This is a genomic window from Pelomonas sp. CA6, assembly GCF_022549225.1.
In the GTDB taxonomy this organism is placed as follows: Bacteria; Pseudomonadota; Gammaproteobacteria; order Burkholderiales; family Burkholderiaceae_C; genus Roseateles.
Window position 1 is genome coordinate 51,383 of record NZ_JAKZFD010000014.1, and the last position, 23,402, is coordinate 74,784.

Here is a 23,402-nt window from a genome sequence, read left to right on the forward strand (position 1 = left end):
GCGCGCACGGGATGCACAATGCGGCCACGCATTGTGGGGCCGTCACGTGACGGCGCATGCCGCGCCGCTGGTCCCCGTGCGAGCCGCGGGCATGTGCGTCCGCGCGATGAGGGCATGGAGCAGGTGAGCGTGAACCTTGGGTCGGTGGGAATGCAGCGGCGGTCCGTGCTGGGCCTGGCCTCGCTGGCGCTTGCGCCGACGCGGGTCCGCGCCGCGGAGGCCGGACCGCTCGCCGTGGGCACCAGCTTCGCGCGTCTGTTCGGGCCCGACCAGCGCGGCCTGGCGGTGGACCTGCTGGACGAGATCTTCGCGCCGCTGGGCCTGCGCCCGCGCTATGAGCACTATCCCTGGCAGCGTGCGCAGAACATGGTGCAGCAGGGCCAGGCCCAGATCCTCATCGGCCCCTACCGCACCCCGGAACGCGAGGGGCGGCTGCGCTTCTCGGAGCAGCCCTTCTACGAAGACGCGCTGGTGATGTTCGGTCGCCGCGGCGAATGCGCCTGGCAGGGCGACCTGACGCAGTTGGGCCGCCTGCGCGTGGCCACGGTGCAGGGCTGGGTCTATGGGCCCGCGCTGGACGCCGCGCTGTCCGGGCTGCGCCACGAGGTGGTGCGCGACGTGAGCATCGGGCTCAAGATGCTGCAGCTGGGGCGCATCGACCTGCTGGCCTGCAATGCGCGCAACACCCAGCCGGTGCTGGAGGAATTGCGTCTGGCCAGCGAACTGCAGCCCTGCGGTCCGCCGGTCGGACAGCTGCGCGGGCATTTCGCCTTTCCGCTGGGCGAGACCGGCCGGCTGTGGCAGCAGCGCGTGGACGAGGGCATGCGCCGCCTGCGCGCCTCGGGGCGGCTGCAGCAGCTGGCGGCGCGCTGGCAGGTGGCGCTGCCGGCGCCGGATTGAGGCGCGTCGCTCAGCCCAGCGCCAGCAGGCCCAGGCCCAACGCCGCGGGCAGGGCCTGGATGAACAGAATCTTGCGGCTGGCGGTGGCGGCGCCGTAGAGGCCGGCCACCAGCACACAGCCGAGGAAGAAGAGCTTCACCGCCGTCCCGCCGCCACTCAAGCCCCAGAACAGCCCGGCGGCGAGAAAGCCGTTGTACAGGCCCTGGTTGGCGGCCAGCACGCGGGTGTCGCGGGCGCGCTCGGGCGTGAGGCCGAAGGCGCGCAGCCCGGCGGGCTTCTCCCACAGAAACATCTCCAGCACCAGGATGTAGACGTGGATCAGCGCGACCAGCGCGCAGACGAGATTGGCGGCGGTGTTCAGCATGCGGCGACTGTAGCGGCCGACGTCCGGTGGCGACGGGGGATTTTCCCGGCCGGCTATCATCCGCGGCCCGCCTCTGTTGTCCTTCGCCCCCTCCGCTCCGCCATGTCCGACGCCACCCTCAACCCCGCCCAGCTGGAGGCGGTGCATCACCTGCACGGCCCCTGCCTGGTGATCGCGGGCGCCGGCTCGGGCAAGACGCGCGTGATCACGCAAAAGATCGCCAAGCTGCTGAGCTGCGGCTACCGGGCGAAGAACATTGCCGCGATCACCTTCACGAACAAGGCGGCGCAGGAGATGCGCGAGCGCGCCAAGCACCTCGTCGGCGCGCGCGCGGGGCAGGAGCTGGTGATCTCCACCTTCCACAGCCTGGGCGTGCGCATCCTGCGTGAGGATGGCCGCCACCTCGGGCTGAAGGAGCAGTTCTCCATCATGGACTCCGACGACGTGCTGTCGGTGTTGCGCGATGCCGGCGGCACCACCGACGCGGCGACCGCGAAGTCCTGGCAATGGACCATCTCGCTGTGGAAGAACCAGGGCCTGTCGGCCTCGCAGGCGCTGGCCTATGCGAAGGACGACATGGAGCGCGCCGCCGCCGTCGTGATGCAGCGCTACCAGGAGCGCCTGGCCGCCTACCAGGCGGTGGACTTCGACGACCTGATCGGCTTGCCGCTCAAGCTGCTGCAGACCTCCGACGAGGCGCGCGGCAAGTGGCAGGAGCTGCTGCGCTATGTGCTGGTCGACGAGTACCAGGACACCAACGCGGTGCAGTACGAGCTGCTCAAGGCGCTGGTCGGCGAGCGTGCGATGTTCACCGCGGTGGGCGACGACGACCAGAGCATCTACGGCTGGCGCGGCGCGACGATCGAGAACCTGAAGAAGCTGCCGGTGGACTTCCCGCAGCTCAAGGTCATCCCGCTGGAGCAGAACTACCGCTCCACCAGCGCCATCCTGCGCGCGGCCAACAACGTGATCGCGACCAACCCCAAGCTGTTCCAGAAGACCTTGTGGAGCGAGTTCGGTGAAGGCGATCCCATCGCGCTGATCGAGGCCGATGGCGAGGAGCACGAGGCCGAGCGCGCGGTGGCGCGCATCCAGGCGATACGCGCCAACCACGGCGGCACCAAGTTCGCCGACTTCGCCATCCTCTACCGCGCCAACCACCAGGCGCGCATCTTCGAGCAGGCGCTGCGCCGCGCGGAGATCCCCTACAAGGTCTCGGGCGGCCAGAGCTTCTTCGACAAGACCGAGATCAAGGACCTGTGCGCCTGGCTGCGCCTGCTGGTGAACCAGGACGACGACCCCGCCTTCCTGCGCGCCGTGACCACGCCCAAGCGCGGCATCGGCCACCAAACCCTGGGCCATCTCAGCGACTTTTCGGCGAAGTGGAAGCTGTCGATGTTCGAGTCGCTGTTTGCCGAGTCGCTGAAGGCCACGCTGTCGGCCAAGGCGCTGCACGGCCTGCACGAGTTCGGCCGCTACGTCGTGGACCTGGAATACCGCGCCCGCCACACCGTGGGCGCCGAAGAGGGCAAGGCGCTGCTGCTGGAGTGGCTGACAGACATCGGCTACGAGCAGTACCTCCTGGACCAGGAGGAGAACGAGAAGGTCGCGGCCGCGCGCTGGAACAACGTGCTGGACTTCGTCGACTGGGTGGCCAAGCGCTGCGGCGGTGAGATCACGCAGGATGGCGGCGCCACCTTCGAGACGCAGAAGCAGTCGGTGCTGCAAGTGGCGCAGACCATCAGCGTGATCCTGTCGCTGGCCGAGCGCGGCGACGAGCAGGACCAGGTCGTGCTGACCACGCTGCATGCCTCCAAGGGCCTGGAGTGGCCGCATGTGATCCTGGCCGGCGTCAACGAAGGGCTGCTGCCCTTCAAGTCCGAGGACGAAGAGATGACCCCGCAGCGCCTGGAAGAGGAGCGGCGGCTGATGTACGTGGGCATCACGCGCGCGCGCCGCACACTGGCCGTCTCCACGCTGCGCCGGCGCAAGAAGAACCGCGAGACCGTGATGGGCATCCCCAGCCGCTTCATCGCTGAAATGAAGCTGCACGAAAGCGGCATCAAGGAAGACCCGCGCGAGAAGCTCAAGCGCATGCGCGAGCAGTTCGCCGCCAAGGCCGCGGCGAGCGCCGCCGCGCAGCAAAAACAGGCCGACTGAGGCCCTCGGTCCCGGCCTGCGGGAAGGCTGGCGCGGTTCAGCCCGCCAGCCGCTGCACGGCGCCGTGGATGGCCGCACCGCCCAGCACCAGCCAGGCGAACAGCAGCAGCGCCAGCAGCAGGGGCCGGGCGCCGGCGCGGCGCAGCGCCGAGGCGTGGGTGTCCAGCCCCAGCGCCGCCATCGCGGTGGCCAGCAGCGCCGCGTCCAGCAGGCCCAGCGCGCGGACCAGCGCCGCCGGCAGCAGCTGCAGCGAGTTCAGCAGCACCACCACGACAAAGCCCACGGCAAACCAGGGCGGCGCGACGCGCGGCGCGCCAGCGTCACCCGCGGGGCGCGGCAGCAGCAGCGGCAGCGCCAGCAGCACCGGCGCCAGCATCATCACGCGCACCATCTTGGCGACGATCGCGGCGTCCGCCGCCTCCGGGCCGATGGCGCGGCCCGCGGCGATCACCTGGCCCACCTCGTGCACCGTTGCGCCCAGGTAGAGCCCGAAGCCCGCGTCGCCGCCGCCTATCCAGCCGGCCTGCATGTTCCAGGCGTGCAGTTGCGGATAGAGCAGCATGGCCAGCGTGCCGAACACCACCACGGTGGCCACCGCGACGCTGACCTGCTCGGCGCGCGCGCGCAACACCGGCTCGGTGGCCATCACCGCCGCGGCGCCGCAGATGGAACTGCCCGCCCCGATCAGCAGCGCCGTTTCACGCGGCAGGCCCAGCCCGCGCGTGCCCAGCCACAACGCCAGCGCCAGCGTGCTGCACAGCACCAGCAGGTCCACCGCGACGCCGCCCCAGCCCAGCTGCGCGATGTCGTGCGTGGTCAGCCTCAGGCCGTAGAGCACCACGCCGGCGCGCAGCAGCGGGCCCTTTGCCAGCCGGATGCCGGCGGCGCAGCGCGCGCCCAGCCCGCGCGGCAGTCCATGGCCCAGCGCCGCGCCCATCACCAGCGCCAGGGTCAGCGCGCCCAGGCCGCGGCTCGCCATCGCCTGCCAGCGCTCCAGCAGCAGCGCGGCGGTGGCCAGCAGCGCGCACAGCAGCAGGCCCGGCCCGATCCAGGCGAGGACTTGGGCGCGGGGAGGATGGGTTGGGACGGAAGACGCGGTCATCGGAACGGGAAGGGGGAGGGGATGGCGGCACTGTAGGAATTCCGAATCAAGCTGTGAAACGGATAATTCAGCTCGGATCAATCGAAACAACAGCTATGAAGACGATTCCGCAGAGTGGCGGCGAGGCCGGCGAATGGCCGCTGCATCTGAGCCTGCGCCAGCTGCAGGTCTTCGTCGCGGTGGCGCGGCAGGGCAGCACCGTGGCGGCGGGGGAGCGCATCGGCCTGTCTCAGTCCGCCACCAGCGCGGCGCTGAAGGAGCTGGAGCGCCTGCTCGGACTGCCGCTGTTCGACCGCGCCGGCAAGCGGCTGCTGCTCAACGAGGCCGGGCGCGGGCTGCTGCCGCGCGCACGCGCGCTGCTGGACGGTGCCTACAGCCTTCAAACCCAGGCCGCGGGCGGCGCGGCTCGTCAGCAGTTGCGGGTGGGCGCCAGCATGACGCTGGGCGCGCATCTGCTGCCCGGGCTGCTGCGCGAGTTCTATGGCGCGTCCGGCGACGCCGCGGACCGCTGGCAGGCACGCGTCCAGGTGGCCAACACCGCCGCGATCTGCGCCGCGGTCGCACGCTACGAGCTGGACCTCGGGCTGATCGAAGGGCCCTGTCCGGAACCGGGGCTCGTCGTCCAGCCCTGGCTGGACGACGAGCTGCTGGTCGTCGCGTCGCCCGTGCATGCGCTGCTGCGCCCGCCTGCGCTGGACGGCGAGGCTCGCCGCGAAGCGCTGCGCGATGCGGTCTGGCTGTTGCGCGAGCCGGGGGCTGGCACGCGCGAGGCCGGCGACGCCTGGTTGCTGCCGCTGCTGCGGGCCTACCGGCGCAGCATCACGATGGACAGCCCGGAGGCGATCAAGCAGGGCGTGATCGAAGGACTGGGGCTGGCCTGCCTGTCGCGCTGGGCCGTGCAGCGCGAACTGGACCAGGGTCTGATGCGGGTGCTGGACACCGGGTTGGCGCCGCGGCGCCGCCCATGCTATTGGGTGCTGCAGCGCGACAAGCCGCAAAGCCCGGCATTGCGCGAGTTCATCGCGCTGCTGCAGGCCCGGCGTGCGCAGCGCGCGCCGGCGCGACGCCGGGCCCCGCACAAGCCCTGAGCCCGTCCGCACCAGGGAGCGGCCAGAATCGGTCCATGCCAAGACTCCTGTTCGCGACCGCGCTGCTGGCCAGCGCCGTGCTGGCGATGCTGGCGCTGATCCAGCCGCCTGTGGTGCCCGCGGCGCTGGCCTTCGTCTTCAAGCCGCTGACCACCGTGCTGATCCTGGTTTGGGCCTGGCCGCGCGGCGGCGGGCAGCCGCGGCTGGCTCAGCGGCTCAAGCTGGGCCTGCTGTTCTCGCTGGCCGGCGATGTCTTCCTGCTCTGGCCCGAGTCCGGCTTCCTGCCCGGCTTGCTGAGCTTTCTCATCGCCCATTTGCTCTACATCGCGGCCTTTTGCTCGCAGGCCCGGCTGGCCGCGCGCGTCTGGCCCTTCGTCGTGTTCGGTGTGATCGCCGCGATGGTGCTGGGGCGGCTGTGGCCCGGCGTGCCGACGGCGCTGCAGATCCCGGTGCTGGTCTATGTGGCCTGCCTGGCCTCGATGGCGGCGCAGGCCTGGGTGTGGTGGCGCGGCAGCCTGGGCGGCGCGGACGAGGCCGGCGCGCGCTGGGCGGCCTGGGGCGGCACGCTGTTCGTGCTGTCCGACGCGCTGCTGGCCATCAACAAGTTCGCCGGCCCGCTGCCGCTGGCGGCGGTGTGGGTGCTGTCCAGTTACTGGGCCGCGCAATACTGCATCGCCAGCAGCCTGGCGCCAGCGCGCGGCAGCGATCCGGCCTGACCCGCGAGGCGCTGTGGGGCTGCGGCTCCGGCGTCAATCCCCAGAATTCGTGGCCCGCTTCCCTCCTTGGCGAAACGCGGCGGGCCGCACAGAATGGCCCGGCGCGGCGGTCGGGAGCAAGGGCCGGCGCGCCAATGTTCGCAGTCAAACCATGGACGATCCGAAGAGGAGTGGGTGATGAAGCAACTGGGCGCGGAATTCCTGGGCACCTTCTGGCTGGTACTGGGCGGCTGCGGCAGCGCGGTGCTGGCGGCGGCCTTTCCCAACGTGGGCATCGGCCTGCACGGGGTCTCGCTGGCCTTCGGCCTCACGGTGCTGACCATGGCCTATGCGATCGGCCATATCTCCGGCTGCCACCTCAACCCGGCCGTGTCCATCGGCCTGTGGGCCGGCGGCCGCTTTCCGGCCGCCCGGCTGCTGCCCTACATCGTCGCCCAGGTGCTGGGCGCGGTCGCTGCGGGCGCGGTTCTCTACCTGATCGCCAGCGGCGCGCCGGGCTTCGATGTCGGCAAGGGCTTCGCGTCCAACGGTTACGGAGCGCACTCGCCGGGCGGTTATTCGCTGGTGGCGGCGCTGGTCTGCGAGGTGGTGATGACGGCCTTCTTCCTGATCGTGATCCTGGGCGCCACCGATGCGCGCGCGCCGGCCGGCTTCGCGCCCATCGCGATCGGCCTGGCGCTGACGCTGATCCACCTGATCAGCATCCCGGTCACCAACACCTCGGTGAACCCGGCGCGCAGCACCGGCGTGGCGCTGTTCGTCGGTGACTGGGCGCTGGCGCAGCTGTGGGCCTTCTGGGTGGCGCCCATCGCGGGCGCGGTGCTGGGGGCGCTGGCCTATCGCGCGATCGGCGGCGACGGCCGGGACCCCAAGGCCTGAGCCAGGGGAGGGGTACGCGATGGCCGTCCGCATCGTCCGCCTGGGCAGTCCACGCGCCGCCGACGAGGGCCTGCGCATCGGCACGGTGAGGCGGCCGCCGCGCGGCGTGCCCAAGTCGGCGTTCGCCACCCAGGACTGGTACGACGTCTGGTATCCCAACCTGGCACCCAGCGCCGAGACGGTGAAGCTGGGCCAGGAGGCCCAGACGCCCGAGCAGTGGCGCGCCTTCGCGCGCGCCTACAAGGCCGAGATGGAGCGGCCGGAGAACGCGCACAGCCTCGCGCTGCTCGCCGCGCTGTCGCAGCGCAGCGCGTTCTCGGTGGGTTGCTATTGCGAGGACGAAGCGCGTTGCCACCGCTCGGTGTTGCGCGAGTTGCTGGCGCGTGCCGGCGCGGTGATCGCCGGTTGAGCCGGCTTGCGCGGCGGGGCCGGCCGGCCCCGCGCGCTCACATGCCCTTGAACAAGTGGGTGTAGCTGCGGCTGACTTCCAGCTTGTCGTTCGCGCCCTTGATCGCGACCAGCTGGCGGCCGCGGAAATCGCGTGAGATGCCGGCGATGGCCTTCACGTTGACCAGCGTGGAGCGGTGGATCTGCCAGAACAGCTGCGGGTCCAGCTCGTCCACCAGCTCCTTGATGGGCTTGCGGATCAGCGCTTCGAGGTTGGCGGTCTGCACGCGCGTGTACTTCTCGTCGCTGATGAAGAACAGCACCTCCTCCACCGGCACCATCTGGATGGACTGGCCCACCGAGGCCTGGATCCACTGCAGATACTGAGGCGCGCCGTTCACCTGCGCGGAGAGCTTGTGCAGCAGCTGCTGCAGATGGCCGCTCGACGGCGCGAGCTCCGCCGCCGCGGCCTCGTCGCCGCCGCGCAGCGCGAGCCGCTTGCGCAGGCGCTCCACGGTCAGCGCCAGCCGGTCGCGCTCGGCGGGCTTGAGCACGTAGTCGCACACGCCCTGCTGGAAGGCCTCGACCGCGTACTGGTCGTAGGCGGTGATGAACACGATCTCGGGCAGGCACCAGCTGTCGTCGTCGGGCAGCTGGGCGATCTGGCGCGCCGCGTCCACGCCGGTGAGCCCCGGCATGCGGATGTCCAGAAAGACCAGGTCGGGCCGCAGTTCGCGGGTCAGCTCCACGGCTTCCAGGCCGTTCTTGGCCTCGCCGACGATCTGCAGCTCGGGCCAGACCTCGGCGAGGCGGCTGCGCAGCTGGTCGCGCATCAGTCGTTCGTCGTCGGCCAGGACGGCCCGGGGCGGGTGGCGGTCGGTCGTGTCGTTCATGGCGCGAATGCTACGTGCTGTCGGGCCGCCTGGCAGCCCCCGGAGCTCATGGCTTTCCTCAGGTACTGGACGAGCGTCGGCCCGAGGCGGGCTTGAGCAGCCAGACCGCCAGCAGCACCAGCAGGATCAGCGGCGAGCCCAGCAGGGCGCCGACGCCCAGCAGCGCCGCCAAGCCCAGCGCCAGGCCGCCGACCAGCAGCCCGCCCATGATCAGCAGCGGCAGGCCCAGCCCCAGCAGCAGGGTCAGCGGCAGCACGACCAGCAGCACCACGCCGGTGATGCCCAGGCCCAGGAGGCAGCCCAGCAGGTCGCCCAGGTCCATGCCGGCGTCGCTGGTCCATTCGTGGCCGTTGACGCTGACCGCGACGCCGGAGGCGTCCTGCGCCAGGTGGATCAGCCCGGCCGTCGCGGCCACCGCGACCAACACGGTGAGCAGGCTCAGGCCCAGGGCCCATTTGAACAAGGTCTTCATGCGCGTTCTCCCGTCGTTTCGTTGGCACTGGTGCTGCGGTAGGGCACGGTGATGGCGACCACGGTGCCCGATGGCTGGTTCTCGGTGACGCTGAGGCTGGCGGCTTTGCCGTAGAGCAGGGCCAGGCGCTCGCGGATGTTGGCCAGGCCCACGCCGGTGCCGGCGGTGGCGGCGCGCCCGAAGCCCAGGCCGGTGTCGGCCACCGTGACCTGCAGCTTGCCGTGCACCACCTCGGCCTTCACCGAGAGGCTGCCTCCTTCGGCCTTGGGCTCCAGCCCATGTTTGATCGCGTTCTCGACCAGGCTCTGGATCATCATGGGCGGGAACTCGGCGGAGAGCAGACCCTCGGGCACCTCGATGCGGATCTGCAGCCGCTCCTCCATGCGCACCTTGAGGATCTCCAGATAGGGCTTGATCACCGCCATCTCGCGGCCCAGGTCGCGCACGCCGTTGGCATTGGCCTCGCGCATGGTCGGCATGGAGGCGCGCAGCAGCGCGATCAGGTTGCGCTGCATCTGCGAGGCGCGCGGTGGGTCGGTCTCGATCAGGTGGTCGATGGAGGCCAGGGTGTTGAACAGGAAGTGCGGTTCGACCTGGGCCTGCATCGCCGCCATGCGTGCCTCGACGACCTGGCGCTTCAGCGATTCGGCCTCGGCCGTCTCGGTGGCCTGGGCGGCCTTGACCTCGGCCTGCATGCGCCCCTTGTAGGTGATCTTGATCACCACCGAGGCCAGCACCCACAGCACGGCCAGGTTGTTCAGGAAGTCGCCCAGGTGCACGGTGTGCTCGCGGGTGGCCTGGCGGCGCGCCTCCTTGATCTCTCGACGGGCCTGCTCACGCGCCTTCTTGGCTTCGGCGATCGCGTTTTCCGCATCGCGCTTGGCTTCTTCCAGCGCCTCGCGGGCCTCGCTCTGGGCGTCGGTGAGCGCGCGCGCGGCCTCCTCGGCGGCGTCGCGCACGTCCTGGGAGCTGGACTTGGGCAGGCGGATGTCGATCGAGGGCAGGTCTTCGACCGACGCGGCCGAGGCCGCCGAGGCCGGCGCGGACGCGGCCGCGCTGCCGGGACGTACCGGTGCGATGCGGATGCCGCGCTCGTCGATCTGCAGTTCGTAGTGGACCTGGGGCCGGGTCTTGCCCGTCGACGAGGAGCGCTGCGCCGGGGCCGGGGCTGCCGGCGGGGCCTTGCTCACCTTGGGCATCTCGGGTACCTCGGGCAGCTCCGGCATCTCGGGCAGCTCGATGCGCTCGGTGGTGCGCAGCGTGAAGGGCGGCAGCTCGGACACGATGTTGACGCCAATCAGCAGCAGCACCGCATACACGATGAAGCGCTTCCAGCTCAGGCTCACCAGCCAACTGGCGTAGACATGGAAGGCCTGCACCGCGGACCGGGCGAAATGCTGCCAGCGCTGGCTGGGGGTGGGAGGGGTGGCGGGGGCGTTCATCGGGGACCTTTTGTTGCGTGCCACTGTACGCAAGACCGGGGGAGGGGCCGAGAAGCAGCCGATGCGCCGTCACCGCGCCGTCATGAAGTGCGCCCAGCGCCGACGGGCGGAGGCCGGCGCGGGCGAAAAAAAGCCCACCGGGGGGCGGGCTCTGGGGGCAGGGTCGGGCGGGGTGGCCGGATTATTGGCGCACGGCCTCGACCTGGATCACCAGCTTGACGGCCTTGGGGAAGCCGTAGGCCAGGCCGTAGTCCACGCCCCACTGGGTGCGGTCGATGGTGGTTTCGAAGTCGCCGCCGCAGACCTCGCGCTTCAGCATGGGGTTCTGGTAGCAGTTGAAGTTGGTGGCCTTGAGCGTGACCGGCGCGGTCTTGCCCTTCAGGGTCAGCTGGCCGGCGACCTCGCTGACCTTGTCGCCGTCGAAGCTGAACTTGTCGCCCACGAACTTGGCGGTCGGGTGGTTGGCCACGTCGAAGAAGTCCGCGCTCTGCAGATGCTTGTCAAAGGCCGCCGCGCCGGTGCTGATCCCGTTCATCTGGAAGGTGATCTCCACCTTGCCGGACTTGGTGGCGCGGTCCAGCACCACCGTGCCTTCCTTCTTCTCGAAGCGGCCGCGGTTGGTCGAGGTGCCGAAGTGCGGGATCTCGAAGGTGGCGTAGGTGTGCGTCGGGTCGATCATGTAATTGGCGGGCTCGGCCTGGGCGGCGGCGGCGGCCAGCAGGGCGACGATCAGCAGGGGCTTCTTGAGGGTCATGGGTGGATTCCTCCGGGTTGGGGCTGGTGGGACGGAAAAGGGGTGGGGGGATGTGTGCCGGGATTACAGCGCGGCGATGCCGGTGAAGGCCAGCTTGAACTTCACCTGGACTTCGTTGGCGACCATGGAGGTGTCGCTCCACTCGCCGTCGCCGATCTTGAATTCGAGCCGCTTGAGCACGAAGCTGCCGCTGGCGGTGGTCGTGGCGCCGGACTGGCTCAGCGTCAGCGGCACCACCACGTCGCGCGACTGGCCCTTCAGGCTCAGCTTGCCGCTGACCTCGTAGCGGCCGCCGCCCAGGGCCTTGATCGCGCTGCTCTGGAAGCTGGCCTGGGAGGCCTTCTTGGCGTCGAACCAGGCCGGCTTGACCATCTCCGCGTCGATCGCGGCGTCGCCCATGGTGGCGCTGGTCAGGTCCACGTTGAAGGCCACGCGGCCGGCCTCGGGCTTCTTGGGGTCGAAGCTCAGCTGGGCCTCGAAGCGTTTGAAGCGGCCCTCCACGGGCACGCCCATCTGGCGGATCGCGAAGCCGAGCTCGCTCTGAGCCGCCTGCAACTGGGCGGCGGCCGGGACGGTGGCCGCGGGCTTGGCGGCGGCCTTGCCCTGGGCCAGAACGGGGCTTTGGGCCAGCAGCAGCCCGGCGCTCAACAGCAGCGCGGCGGCCAGCGGGTGGTTGCCGGGACGGGGCAGTTGAAGTGCGTGGTTCATCATGGGGTCCTGTGGGGGTGAGGGTTCAGCGGGCGCCCGGCAGCATGCGCTGCATCAGGCCGTCCTTCTTGATCAGCAGGTGCTGCAGCACGGCGCCCAGGTGCAAAGCCACCAGGCCGGCCAGGGCCCAGGCCAGGGCTTCGTGCAATTCCTTCAGGGATTCGGCCAGCGGCTTGTCCACCGGCACGAAGTCGGGCAGAGGCAGCACGCCGAACCAGACGATAGGAAAGCCGGCGGCCGAGCTGTAGGCCCAGCCGCTCAGCGGCACGGCGAAGAAGGCCAGGTACAGCAGACCATGGGTCAGGTGGGCCGCGCGGGCCTGCCAGGCGGGCATGGGCAGGTCGGCCGGCGGGCGATGGCTCAGGCGCCACAGCAGGCGCAGCGCGGACAGCGCGAGGATGGTCACGCCCGCCCATTTGTGCCAGTTGTACAGCTTCAGCCGCGTCGGCGACAGCGGCAGATCCGCCATGTACAGGCCCATGCCGAAGGCGCCGATGATGGCCAGGGCCAGCAGCCAGTGCAGCAGCATGGCGGTGCCGGTGTAGCGGGTCTCGGAGTTTCTGGACATCGGGCGCTCCTTGTTGCGATGGCCGCAGTTTGCGCGAACGCAAGTGCAGCGGGTTTCATCATGCTTGAGGCCAGAATTCAGTGCCATTGAATGGTCGGCGCCATTCGCCCGCGTCACACGGGCGTCACCCCCGGGGCCCACACTGCGCGCTTCAACGATCCCGGGGGCGACCATGGACCTGATCGGCAAGATCGACGCATTGTTCCGCCGGCGCGGCCATACCTGCTACAGCGATGAGCGCACCGAGGCCGTCAGCGCGCTCGAACACGCGCTGCAATGCGCGCAGCTGGCGGAATGGGCCCATGCCGACACGGCGCTGGTGGCCGCGGCCCTGCTGCACGACCTGGGCCAGCTGATGGACGGCGGTCCGGACGATGCGCTGCGCGACGACCAGCACGAGCTGCGCGCCCTGCCAATGTTGAGCGCGGGCTTCGGCCCGGAAGTCACCGAGCCGATCCGGCTGCATGTGGCGGCCAAGCGCTATCTGGTCAGCACCGACGAGGCCTACGAAGGCACGCTGTCGCCCGCGTCGCTGCATTCGCTGCGTCTGCAGGGCGGGCGCATGAACGCGGAGGAGCGTCTGCTGTTCGAAAACCATGCGCACGCGGCGGCGGCGCTGAAGCTGCGCCGCTGGGACGACCTGGCCAAGCGCCCGGGCATGCGCACGCCGTCGCTGGACTACTACCTGGGGCTCCTGGAGCAGCTGCAGGGCGAGGCCCGGACACCGCCCCGGCTGAGCATCGTCTGATTCCCTCCTGAGGGGGATGGTGGCGACAAGGCGCGGCCCAGATACTGCATCCGGATCGCTCGCTGCCTGGACCTCAGCGGGTCGATCGAGGGGAGGAGTGCTGTGCCGACCGTCAAAGCCCGTCAGGGCGGCGACGGTCGGCATAGTCATTTCAGCGGGGTGACTTTTTTCTCCACTCCCTTCATCTCGGCGGCTTTTGTGCGATGTACAAGCTGCGAGGCGCTTGATATAAATCGATCAGACCCGATGCGCAAGCGAGCTATGTAACTCAGACTCGCGACGCGTCGGCCCATCGATGAGCCGGGAGGTTGGCTCCATGTCGGGTCCTTTGACTGACTGCGGCGCCGCGCCATGGGCGGGCGCCGCATTGAGGGCATTGTTCGCGAGCCAGCTGCCGGTAGGCCTGGCCCTGCTGGACCGCGAATTCCGCTACCTTGCGATCAACGAAACGCTGGCGCAGGCCAACGGCCTGAGCGTGGAGGCCCACCTGGGGCGCCGCGTCGCCGAGGTGCTGCCCAAGGCGGTTGAACTGCTGGAGCCGCTGCTGCGCATGGTGCTGGACAGCGGCGAGGCCCTGCAGGATTTCGAAGTCCACGCCGAGGTGCCCAGCCTGCCCGGCGAGGCCTCGCAATGGCAAGCCAGCTATGTGCCGGTGCGCGACGATCTGGGCCAGGTGCAGGGCATTCTGGTCCAGGCCGTGAACCACTCGCTGGAGCGCCGCGAACGGCTGCTGCGCCACCAGGGCGAACTGCGCCTGCGCCGCGTGCTGGACAGCCTGTTCACCTTTGTCGGCGTGCTGACGCCCGAGGGGGTGCTGCTGGAAGCCAACAAGGCGCCGCTGGAGGCTGCTGGCCTTGTGCTGGACGAGGTGCGCGGCCAGCCGTTCTGGGAGACGCCCTGGTGGCAGGGCGACGAGGAGCAGCGCGAATGGCTGCGCCAAGCGGTGCGGCGCTGCGCTGGTGGCGAGACCCTGCGCCGCGACCTGGTGGCCTCGATGGCCGAGGGCCGGATGATGGACCTGGACTTCATGATCGCGCCGCTGCGCGACGACCAGGGCCAGATCACGCATCTGATTCCTTCCGCGATCGACATCAGCGCGCGGCGCTCCAGCGAGTCGGCGCTGCGCCACAGCGAGGACCGTTTCCGCCGGCTGTTCGAGGGCGCGACCGTGGGCATGGGCCTGGTGGACAGCACCGGGTTGCTGCTGCTGGCCAACGAAGCGATGGCCCAGATGTTTGGCTATGCGCGCGAGGAGCTGGCGGGCCTGCCCATCCATCAGCTGGTGCCGCTGAAGCATCGCGCGGTCCATGCCGACCATGTCCAGCACTTCATGGAGAAGCCCGCGCTGCGCTACATGGCCAAGCGCCAGGAACTCTTCGCGCTGCGCAAGGACGGCAGCGAGTTCGCCGTCGAGATTGGGCTCAACCCCATGCCGGAGTTGGGCGGGCTGCAGGTGCTGGCCACCATCAGCGACGTCACCGAGCGGCGCGCGGCGCGCCAGCAGATCGAGCGTGCGCTCGCCGACAAAACGGTGCTGCTCAACGAGGTCCACCACCGGGTCAAGAACAACCTGCAGGTGATCTCCAGCCTGCTGAACCTGCAGTCGCGCAACGCCGACGAGGCCTTGCGCCGGGCGCTGCGCGACAGCCAGAGCCGGGTGCATTCGATGGCCTTGCTGCACCAGCTGCTGTACGAGCGCTCGGACTTCAGCGCGCTGGAACTGGGGCCCTATCTGCGCCGCCTGATGCGGCTGTTGCAGGACACCTACCTGGGCGACAGCGACGCCGTGCAGATCGTCGTCGACGTGCCCGACGAAGGCGCGCGCCTGGATTTGCAGCGCGCCGTGCCCTGCGGGCTGGTGGTCAACGAGCTGGTCAGCAATGCGCTCAAGCATGCCTTCGCCGACGGCCGCCGTGGGCGCCTGTGGCTGCAGTTGCACGAGACGCCGCAGCGCGTGCTGGAGATCGCCGACGATGGCGTCGGGTTGCCCGATTCGGTGCGGCTGGGCGAGGTGCGCAGCCTGGGCTACCAGCTGCTGCCGCTGCTGGTCCAGCAGTGCGGGGCCCGGCTGGAGATCGAGCGCGACAACGGCACCCGCGCGCGTCTGATCTGGCCCATGGTGGAGGAGACTCAAAATGCATGACGCGGGATTGCGGCCCTTGCGCATTCAGATCGTCGAGGACGAGCCCATCGTGGCGCTGGACTTGCGCAGCGGGCTGGAGCAGTTGGGCTACGAAGTCGTGGGCATCGCCGCCAACGAGCCCGAGGCCTTGAGCCTGGCCGATCGTCAGCAGCCCGACCTGGTGCTGATGGACATCCACCTGGACCAGGGCAGCGACGGCATCGTCGCGGCGCGGCGCCTGCGCGAGCGGCGTTCGGTGCCCATCGTCTTCCTGACCGCCTATGGCGAACCGGAAACGCTGAAGCGCGCGGCGCAGGCCGCGCCCTATGGCTATCTGCTCAAGCCCTTCGAGCTGCGCGAACTCAACGCCACCGTGCGCATGGCCATCGCGCGCCGCGAGGAAGAGCGTAAGACCGAGGAGGCCGAGCGCCGCCTGCGCCTGGCGCTGGAATCAGGCCGGCTCGCGGTGATGGAGCTGGAGCCGCCCAGCCTGCTGCGCTGGAGCGGCCACGAGCAGGTGCCGGAGCTGAGCCACCTGGCCGATGCGGCCTCGCTGGGTGAGCTGCAGGGCGGGCTGGACGAACGCGGGCAGCAGGCGCTGCACGACCTGGTGCAGCTGGGCCAGCCCATGGACCTGGTCTGCGCCTGGGAGGGGGGCGGGCTGCAGCGCTGGCTGGAGTTCCATGCCCGTCATTTCGAACACGAGGGGCTGATCATCGGCATGGTGCGCGATGTCAGCGAGCGCGTGCAGCACGAGACGCGGCTGCGTCAGGCCGCCGTCGCTTTCGAGACCACCGACGAGGCCATTCTCTTCCTCGACGCCCAGCAATGCGTGCTGAGCTGCAACACCGCCTTCTGCCTGCTCACCGGCTGGGACGAGAGCGAGGTGAAGGGCATGAACCCGGAGCAGTTCCTGTTCGCGCGCCGCCATGGCGACCGTCCCGGCCCCGCCGAGCACGGGCACTGGCAGGGCGAGGTCATCTGCCGGCGTCGCGACGGCAGCAGCTTCCCGGCGCTGGAGCATTTCGCCACGGTGATGGACGACCAGGGACGTCCCGGCCACCATGTGCTCAGCTTTGCCGACATCAGCGAGATCCGCAACGCGCAGCGCGAGCTGCAGCACCAGGCGCTGCACGACCCGCTGACCGGCCTCGGCAACCGGCTCGCGCTGCAGCAGCATCTGCAGGTGGGGGCGCTGCCCGGGCTGGCCTTGCTGTTCATCGACCTGGACGGCTTCAAGGGCATCAATGACACGCTGGGCCACGACCGCGGCGACGACCTGCTCAAGCTGGTCGCCTTGCGTCTGAAGGCCCTGCTGCGCCAGAACGACGAGGCGCTGCGGCTGGGCGGCGACGAGTTCGTCGTGCTGGCGCGCGACGTCAAGCAGGCCGAGGACGCGCTGTTCCTGGCGCAGAAGCTGATCGGCGCGATCGCCCAGCCCTTCGCGCTGGATGGCCAGCAGGTCTACATGACGGCCAGCGTCGGCGTGGCGCTGCATGGCCTGCACGCCGAAAGTGCGCAGGGGCTGATGAAGGCGGCCGATGCCGCGATGTACCGGGCCAAGAGCCGCGGGCGCAACCGCGCCGCGATGTTCGAAGCCGAGATGGCCGACCTGGTCAGCGAGCAGCTGCAGCTGGAGCAGGGCCTGCGCCAGGCGCTGGAATGCGGGCAGCTGCGCCTGGTGTGGCAGCCTCAGGTGGACCTGGGCTCGCGCGCGCTGCGCGGCGCCGAGGTGCTGCTGCGCTGGCGCCATCCGCTGCTGGGCGAGGTCTCGCCGACGCGCTTCATCCCGGTGGCCGAGGACAGCGGGCTGATCAGCGAGATCGGTGCCTGGGTGCTGGACCGGGCCTGCGAGCAGGCCGCTGCCTGGCGCCGCGCCGGCCTGGGGCTGGCGCGCGTGGCGGTCAACTTTTCCGTGCGCCAGTTCGAGCGCGACGACGTGCCGGCCCTGGTGGCGCAGGCCCTGCACCGCCATGGCCTGCCGCCGTCCGTGCTGGAGCTGGAGCTCACCGAATCGCTGTTCGCCGACGGGCCGGAAATGCGCCATGCGCTGGAGCGTCTGCGCGGGCTGGGCGTGGGCTTGGCGCTGGACGACTTTGGCACCGGCTTCTCGTCGCTGGCGCAGCTGGCGCGGCTGTCCATCGACCGGCTGAAGATCGACCGCAGCTTCGTCAACGCGCTGGGGCAGCCCTCGCAGGGCCAGGCGGTGGCCGTGGCCATCGTGCGGCTGGCGCAGAGCCTGGGCCTGGAGCTGACGGCCGAGGGCGTGGAGACCGAGCAGCAGCGCGAGATCCTGCTCTCCATGGGCGCGATGGATGCGCAGGGCTGGCTGTTCTACCGTGCACTGGAAACGGACATGATGCAGGCCCTGTTGGTGGAGCGTCGCAACGCGGCGCTCTGAGCGCTGCGGCCGACCGGCAGGCGTCCGCCCGCCCGACGGTCGCCTCTTTCTTTGGCGACAGGGGCAAGCGCTTGGTCCGATGCCGCTTGCAAGCTAATATGGCCGCCCGTCAGGGATTGAGTCTTTTTGAAACAGACGGGCCGGCCAGCCCCTCCCCCTTGTGCCAGGCCCGCGCCCGATGTCATGAGCCCATACTTGCAGCGACCAGGCGCTGCCGGCGCAGCCTGCGCGGCGTCCTGTCGTGTTTGATTCATGGTGAGCGACCGCTCGCCCGACCAGGCCGCCGTGGACCTGGAGCTGCTGCGCCTGCTCGCCAAGCAGGGGCGGCGGGTGCCTTATCCGGTCAGCATCTCGGCCCTTGCGCTGATGATGATGAGCTGGGGCCGCGTGCCGCACTGGATCTCGGTGGCCTGGCTGATGTGCGCCTATGGCGTGCTCGCGCTGCGCCGCTGGTTGCTGGTCCGCCTGCCGGAGATGCATCACCGGCGCGTGGACCAGCGCGTGCGCTGGGCCGTGGGCCTGAGCCTGCTCAATGGCCTGGTCTTCAGCGCGGCGATGGCCATGTGGCCGTGGCTGAGCGAGTACCAACGCATGGTGCAGACCATTCTGGTGATGGGTCTGTGCGCCGGTGCCGTTGCCACGACCGCGGGCTATGGCCCGGTCTTCCTGAGCTTCCTGGTCCCGGTGGCCGTGTCCAACGCGCTGGCCTGGATGCTCACCTCGGACAGCAGCCAGCTGCCCTGGATGGACCTGCTGCTGGGCGGGCTGATCCTGGCCTTCGCGGCCATCCTGGCCGGACTGGCGCGCGACACCTACCGCGTCTTTGCCGAGTCGGTGCAGATCCGCATGCAGCAGCTGCGCAGCAACCAGCAGCTGCGCCTGGCGCTGACGCGCGCTGAGCAGGCCATGCAGGCCAAGACACGCTTTCTCGCGTCGGCCAGCCATGACCTGCGCCAGCCCATGCATACGCTGACGCTGTTCGGCGCCGCGCTGTCCAAGCGCCCGCTCCCCGAGGACAGCGCCTGCATCGTCGCGCAGATGAACCGCGCCCTGCAGTCGCTGTCCTCGCAGATGGATGCGCTGCTGGATATCTCCAAGCTCGATGCCCAAGTCGTGCCGGTGAACAACCAGGTGTTCGCGCTCGCGCCCTGGCTGGGCCGCCTGGTGCAGGAGTTGCGCCCGGCCGCCGAGCGCAAGCGTCTGAGCCTGCGCCTGGACTGCCCCGAGCAGGCCTGCATTGAAACCGACCCCGTGCTGCTGGACCGCGTGCTGCGCAACCTGATCGACAACGCCATCAAGTACACCACCGAGGGCGAGGTGGCGGTGGAGGTCAGCGGCGGCGGCGATCTGTGGCGGCTGGCGGTGCGCGACACCGGGCCCGGCATTCCCGAGCAGGAGCAGGCGCGCATCTTCGAGGAGTTCTACCAGCTGGGCAATCCGGAGCGCGACCGCAGCAAGGGCCTGGGCCTGGGGCTGTCCATCGTCAGCCGCCTGGTGGACCTGATGGAGCTGCACCTGGCGCTGCGCTCCGCGCCGGGGCAGGGCTCCAGCTTCAGCCTCAGCATTCCGGCGGCCGAGTTCGCGCATGCCGCGCGCAGCGGCGACGCGCCGACGGGCCCGGCACTGCCGCCGTTGCGCGTGCTGGTGGTCGACGAGGAGGAGCCGGTGCGCCTGGCGATGCGCAGCCTGCTGGAATCGCATGGCTGCGAGGTCCTGTGCGCCGGCACCATCCGTGAAGGGCTGCTGCAGTGTCTGGGCGCGCGGCCGGATCTGGCGCTGGTGGACTACCGGCTGGGCAGCGGCTATGACGGCATCGCCGCGGTCCGTTCGCTGCGCACCGCGATGCCGGGCCTGCCGGCCCTGCTGATCAGCGGCGACACCGCGCCGGAGCGGCTGCGCGAGGCCCATGAGGCCGGCCTGACCCTGCTGCACAAGCCACTGACCGAGGAGCAGCTGATCGGCGCGATCCAGGCCGCGCTGGCCGACCGGCGGCGCGAGCACCGAGGCGGCGCCGATCTCCACCAGGGCACGGTCAGCGCGCTCTGAGGGCCGCCGGCGGCCGGGGCGCCGGGTCTCAGCCCAGGCGCTCCATCTGCTCCAGCACGAAGGGATGCCACAGCGCCGCCTGGCGCCAGGGCGTCGCGGCGGGCAGGTCCTGGTTGGGGAAGCGGTGGATGAGGCGCCGGTCGAGCTGGGCCGCCTGCAGCTGCGGGAGCACGCGGCGGCGGAACAGCGCGTCGAAGCTGCCGTCGCGCAGCGCCACCGTGAAGCCCAAGGTCAGGCGGGCGGCCAGCCGCGGGTTGTCGCGGGCGACGAAGAAGTAGTAGGGGTGGGGCATGAACAGCGCCCAGCGCGAAATCATCGCCAACCCGTGCTTGGCGCACATGAAGGGCGCCTCCACCACGCTCTGCGAGATCAGGTCCATGCCGCCCAGTCGCAGCCGCTTCACGCCGGCATCGAAGTGCAGGATGCCCACCACGTTCAGACCGGCGTCGCGATGGGCCTGGGCGATGGGCCAGTCGTGGCCCACGCCCAGGCGCAGCTGGCGCAGGCGCTCCAGCGTGTCGTCGCCCGCGTCCAGCGCCCGCACGCGCTCGGGCAGGCCCACGCCGGTGCGCACGCCCATCAGCCCGCGGTAGAGGCAGCAGCGTATCGGCGTGGCCAGGCGTTCGCGCTCGACGCTGGTGGCCGTTCCGATCACGTCCAGCCGACCCTCGGCCAGCTCGCGGAAGGCACGGCTTTGCGAGACCCGGCCCGCATAGTGCATCTCGTAGTCGCCGAAGCGCTCGCGGCTCCTGTCCAGCAGCAGCTGCAGCACCTCCTCGCGGAAGCTCAGCCCGTGGTCCTCCGGGCCCAGCGCGAAGTTGTGCCGCACCCGCATGGGCGTGGCGCCCAGCGCGCGCGGCACCAGGCAGGCGCCCAGCAGTCCTCCGGCCAGGCGCCGTCGGCCCGGCATCCATCCCTGCATCTTGTGATCCCTCGTCCTGCCCCGGCGGTCATGGCCGCCGGGTTTGTAGGGAGGGCATTCTGCGCAGCCACTCCCCGGTCACTGTGACGGCCGGCGGCGCGCGCGCAAGGCATCATGCACAAATGCACGAAATCGAACTCCGTTACCAGATCCCCGCCGAGCAGCTGGAGGCCGTGCGCGGCTGGATGGCCGGGGCCGGCCCCGGGCGGCCGCATGCCGAGCGCCTGCAGGCCGCCTACTTCGACACCCCCGACCGCGATCTGGCGCGCGCCGGCTTCGCGCTGCGGCTGCGTCGCGAAGGACGGCGCTGGGTTCAGACACTCAAGGGCGCGGCGCCGGACGGCATGAGTCGGCTGGAGCACAACGTGGCGCTGGGGCAGGGCGCCGCGATGCCGGCGCTGCGCCTGGACCGCCATGCCGGCCACCCGGCCGGCGAGGCGCTGCGGGCTTTGGTGCAGCGGCTGGGCGGGGAGCAGGCGCTGCAATGCCTGTTTCGCACCGACATCCGGCGCCAGACGCGCGAGCTGCAGACCGCCAGCGGCGACCGCGTGGAACTGGCGCTGGACCAGGGCCGGCTGCTCGCCGGCGACGGCGCGGCGGACCGCCGCGAGACGGCGGTCTGCGAACTGGAGATCGAACTGAAGTCCGGCCGCCCGCAGGCCGTGCTGGAACTGGCGCGCGAATGGAGCGGCCGCGGCCTGTGGCTGGAGCAGCGCACCAAGGCGCTGCGAGGCGACTTGCTGGCGCGCCAGCAGGCGCATGCAGCCGTGGAGCCGGCCGTCCTCAGCCCTTGGCCGCGCGGCTGCGGCCCCTGGGGCGCGCTGGCGCTGCTGCTGCGCGACGCGCTCGGCCCGGTGCTGGCCAACGCCTCGCAGATCGCCAGCGCGGCCTGGGTCCCCGAGCATCTGCACCAGCTGCGCGTGGGCCTGCGCCAGTTGCGCAGCGGACTGCGCCTGCTGGCGCAGCGGCCCGACGGGGTTCTGCCGCGCGAACGCCTGCTGGCGCTGGCCGGCGCGGCGGCGGCGCTGGGACGGGCGTTGTCCGCCGGGCGCGATGTCGACGCCCAGGCCGCGGCCCCCTGGCGCGCGCGCCTGCAGGCCCTGGCGGCCGAGCTCGGCGTGGGGATGGATGGGGGTGTCCCTTGCGCCGCCGGCAGCGTCGCCGCGACGGCGACGCTGCCGGCGCTGCTGCATGGCGTGCCGGCCCAGCATTTGATGCTGGATCTGCTGGCCTTGCTGGGCGAGGCCCTGGCCCATGAGGGCGACGCGGTGGCCGACGGGGAGGCGTCCCCCGACCGCCGCAAGCAGGCCGCGCGCGACCTGCGCCAGGACTGTGCCGCGGCGCTGGCGCGCTGGACGCGCGCGGTGGCGCGCCGGGCGCGCGCCGTGGACCGGCTGGAGGCCGGCGCGCGCCACGAACTGCGCAAGCGCATCAAGCGCCTGCGCCATGCCCAGGCCTATGCCGCCGACCTGCTGCGCGAGCGGCCGCGCGCGACAAAGCGGCTGGCCGAGCTGCAGCGCGCGCTGGGCGAGCTCAACGACCTTGAACTGGCGCTGGGCTCGGCGCGTGCGCGCCTGGACCACGACGGCGAGGCCCGCGCCGCCGCGTTCGAGCTGGGCTTTCTCGCCCAGGAGCGCCAGCACCGGCTGGCCGCGTTGGACGGTCCGCTGGACGCGCTGGCGCGGCGGCTCGACGCCGCCACCCGTTGATCCCGAGGCGCCCGCCCCGACCCCGGGCGATCGACTGGGGCCGGGGCGTACGCGCTCACCACTTCATCTCGCCCTTGTTGACCTTGGCGCCGATCTCCAGCGCGATGCCCAGACCGGCCTCGGGATAGGCCTTCTTCAGGGTCTCGATCAGCGCGGCGGCATTGGCGGCCTTGGGCAGCTCGGCCTCGAAGCGGGCCAGGTAGGCGCGGGTGTCGGCCAGCACGGAGGCGTCCTGCGCGCTGCCGGGCCGCATGTGGCCGGGCACGACGATGGCGGGCTTGAGCGCGGCCATCTCGTCCAGCTTGGCCATCCAGGCGGCGCGCTCGGCGGGCGTCTGCGTGTCGGCGGTCCAGGCATGCAGCTGGGCGAAGGCGTTCACGCCGCCGGCAATGGCGCGAATGGACGGGATCCACACATAGCCGCGATGGGGCAGGCTGTCGTCCAGCCCGCGCAGCTCCAGGGTCTGACCTTCCAGCGTCAGCGTGCGGCCTTCCAAGGCCTCGGGCAGCACCGGGTGGCGCGGCGCGTTGGCGCCCAGGCGCGGGCCCCAGACCTGCAACTTGGTGGGCAGCGAGGCCTGGATTTTCTTCAGCGTGGGCGCGGCCGTGACGATGCGCGCCTCGGGGAATTCCTGGCGCAGCACCTCGAGGCCGAAGTAGTAGTCCGGGTCGGCCGCGCTGACATAGATGGTGCTGAGGCGCCGACCGCTGTCCAGCACCGCGGCGGCCACGCGCAACGCGTCCGCGCGGGTGAAGCCGCTGTCCAGCAGGAGGGCCTCCTGCCGGCCCAGCACCAGCACGGAGTTGACGTGGAAGCTGCCGGCGCCGTGGTTGATGACCTTCAGCTCCAGGGCCGCAGGGGGTGGGGTGGCGGCGGTTTGGGCTTCGGCGCCCAGCATGCCCAGGCCCAGGGTGGTGGCCAGCAGCGATTTCAGAAAGCGGAGGGTGTTCATGGGTTGGGTCCTTGGTGATGGGATGGACGGAACTTTATTTGTGCGGATCGTGTAGATAAACAGTCTTTG

General features: G+C 70.7%; 21 protein-coding genes. 11 read left to right on the forward strand and 10 right to left on the reverse strand.

Annotation, left to right across the window (positions count from 1 at the left end; all coding sequences use genetic code 11):
• Positions 1-114 precede the first annotated feature (114 nt).
• Positions 115-900: an ABC transporter substrate-binding protein gene (locus LZ017_RS19975; RefSeq protein WP_241398688.1), complete on the forward strand. Its 786-nt coding sequence runs from the start codon at positions 115-117 to the stop codon at positions 898-900.
• 10 nt (positions 901-910) lie between these two features.
• Here LZ017_RS19975 and LZ017_RS19980 read toward each other — a convergent pair whose 3' ends face one another.
• On the reverse strand, positions 911-1,264 hold the full coding sequence (locus LZ017_RS19980; protein WP_241398689.1) for a DUF1304 domain-containing protein: 354 nt from the start codon (positions 1,262-1,264) through the stop codon (positions 911-913).
• A 102-nt stretch (positions 1,265-1,366) separates the two neighbouring features.
• Here LZ017_RS19980 and LZ017_RS19985 point away from each other — a divergent pair, with 102 nt between their 5' ends.
• Positions 1,367-3,424 carry a UvrD-helicase domain-containing protein gene (locus LZ017_RS19985; protein ID WP_241398690.1) on the forward strand — a complete coding sequence of 686 codons (2,058 nt, stop codon included), beginning with the start codon at positions 1,367-1,369 and terminating at the stop codon, positions 3,422-3,424.
• A 37-nt stretch (positions 3,425-3,461) separates the two neighbouring features.
• On the opposite strand, the gene LZ017_RS19990 is transcribed toward LZ017_RS19985, so the two are convergent.
• The gene (locus tag LZ017_RS19990; RefSeq protein ID WP_241398691.1) at positions 3,462-4,526 is read right to left on the reverse strand and encodes a YeiH family protein; all 1,065 of its coding nucleotides are present in this window, start codon (positions 4,524-4,526) and stop codon (positions 3,462-3,464) included.
• Between the two features lie 95 nt (positions 4,527-4,621).
• Between LZ017_RS19990 and LZ017_RS19995 the strand changes: the two genes are divergently transcribed.
• From LZ017_RS19995 to LZ017_RS20010, 4 genes are all read left to right on the forward strand, one after another.
• Positions 4,622-5,614, forward strand: coding sequence for a LysR substrate-binding domain-containing protein (locus tag LZ017_RS19995; protein ID WP_241398692.1), 993 nt, complete (start codon positions 4,622-4,624; stop codon positions 5,612-5,614).
• Between the two features lie 35 nt (positions 5,615-5,649).
• Positions 5,650-6,330: a lysoplasmalogenase gene (locus LZ017_RS20000; protein WP_241398693.1), complete on the forward strand. Its 681-nt coding sequence runs from the start codon at positions 5,650-5,652 to the stop codon at positions 6,328-6,330.
• Between the two features lie 177 nt (positions 6,331-6,507).
• A complete protein-coding gene (gene aqpZ / locus LZ017_RS20005; RefSeq protein ID WP_241398694.1) occupies positions 6,508-7,209 on the forward strand; it encodes an aquaporin Z in 702 nt (233 codons plus the stop codon).
• A gap of 19 nt (positions 7,210-7,228) precedes the next feature.
• Positions 7,229-7,618 (forward strand): DUF488 domain-containing protein, encoded by a 390-nt coding sequence (locus LZ017_RS20010; RefSeq protein ID WP_241398695.1) that lies wholly within the window; start codon positions 7,229-7,231, stop codon positions 7,616-7,618.
• Positions 7,619-7,655: 37 nt separating this feature from the next.
• Here the strand turns inward: LZ017_RS20010 and LZ017_RS20015 are convergent, their stop codons facing one another.
• From LZ017_RS20015 to LZ017_RS20040, 6 genes are all read right to left on the reverse strand, one after another.
• Entirely contained in the window at positions 7,656-8,489 is an 834-nt protein-coding gene (locus LZ017_RS20015; RefSeq protein ID WP_241398696.1) for a LytTR family DNA-binding domain-containing protein, read from the reverse strand.
• Positions 8,490-8,547: 58 nt separating this feature from the next.
• Positions 8,548-8,961 (reverse strand): hypothetical protein, encoded by a 414-nt coding sequence (locus tag LZ017_RS20020; protein WP_241398697.1) that lies wholly within the window; start codon positions 8,959-8,961, stop codon positions 8,548-8,550.
• Positions 8,958-10,403, reverse strand: a complete 1,446-nt coding sequence (locus LZ017_RS20025) for a histidine kinase (RefSeq protein WP_241398698.1) — start codon at positions 10,401-10,403, stop codon at positions 8,958-8,960. The genes LZ017_RS20020 and LZ017_RS20025 overlap by 4 nt, the downstream gene beginning before the upstream one ends.
• A gap of 181 nt (positions 10,404-10,584) precedes the next feature.
• Positions 10,585-11,157 (reverse strand): YceI family protein, encoded by a 573-nt coding sequence (locus LZ017_RS20030; protein WP_241398699.1) that lies wholly within the window; start codon positions 11,155-11,157, stop codon positions 10,585-10,587.
• A gap of 63 nt (positions 11,158-11,220) precedes the next feature.
• Entirely contained in the window at positions 11,221-11,865 is a 645-nt protein-coding gene (locus tag LZ017_RS20035) for a YceI family protein (RefSeq protein WP_241398700.1), read from the reverse strand.
• 25 nt (positions 11,866-11,890) lie between these two features.
• A complete protein-coding gene (locus LZ017_RS20040; protein WP_241398701.1) occupies positions 11,891-12,433 on the reverse strand; it encodes a cytochrome b in 543 nt (180 codons plus the stop codon).
• A 172-nt stretch (positions 12,434-12,605) separates the two neighbouring features.
• Here LZ017_RS20040 and LZ017_RS20045 point away from each other — a divergent pair, with 172 nt between their 5' ends.
• The 4 genes from LZ017_RS20045 (at position 12,606) to LZ017_RS20060 (ending at position 19,750) form a co-directional block, all read left to right on the forward strand.
• The gene (locus LZ017_RS20045) at positions 12,606-13,181 is read left to right on the forward strand and encodes a phosphohydrolase (protein WP_241398702.1); all 576 of its coding nucleotides are present in this window, start codon (positions 12,606-12,608) and stop codon (positions 13,179-13,181) included.
• Between the two features lie 376 nt (positions 13,182-13,557).
• Positions 13,558-15,324, forward strand: a complete 1,767-nt coding sequence (locus LZ017_RS20050) for a PAS domain-containing protein (protein WP_241398703.1) — start codon at positions 13,558-13,560, stop codon at positions 15,322-15,324.
• Positions 15,317-17,704, forward strand: a complete 2,388-nt coding sequence (locus LZ017_RS20055) for an EAL domain-containing protein (RefSeq protein ID WP_241398704.1) — start codon at positions 15,317-15,319, stop codon at positions 17,702-17,704. The genes LZ017_RS20050 and LZ017_RS20055 overlap by 8 nt, the downstream gene beginning before the upstream one ends.
• Positions 17,705-17,956: 252 nt before the next feature.
• Positions 17,957-19,750, forward strand: coding sequence for a hybrid sensor histidine kinase/response regulator (locus LZ017_RS20060; protein WP_241398705.1), 1,794 nt, complete (start codon positions 17,957-17,959; stop codon positions 19,748-19,750).
• A 28-nt stretch (positions 19,751-19,778) separates the two neighbouring features.
• Here LZ017_RS20060 and LZ017_RS20065 read toward each other — a convergent pair whose 3' ends face one another.
• The gene (locus LZ017_RS20065; RefSeq protein ID WP_241398706.1) at positions 19,779-20,660 is read right to left on the reverse strand and encodes a transporter substrate-binding domain-containing protein; all 882 of its coding nucleotides are present in this window, start codon (positions 20,658-20,660) and stop codon (positions 19,779-19,781) included.
• A gap of 134 nt (positions 20,661-20,794) precedes the next feature.
• Here LZ017_RS20065 and LZ017_RS20070 point away from each other — a divergent pair, with 134 nt between their 5' ends.
• On the forward strand, positions 20,795-22,381 hold the full coding sequence (locus LZ017_RS20070; protein ID WP_241398707.1) for a CYTH and CHAD domain-containing protein: 1,587 nt from the start codon (positions 20,795-20,797) through the stop codon (positions 22,379-22,381).
• Positions 22,382-22,436: 55 nt separating this feature from the next.
• Here the strand turns inward: LZ017_RS20070 and LZ017_RS20075 are convergent, their stop codons facing one another.
• Positions 22,437-23,333 (reverse strand): MBL fold metallo-hydrolase, encoded by an 897-nt coding sequence (locus LZ017_RS20075; protein WP_308194092.1) that lies wholly within the window; start codon positions 23,331-23,333, stop codon positions 22,437-22,439.
• Between the last annotated feature and the right edge of the window lie 69 nt (positions 23,334-23,402).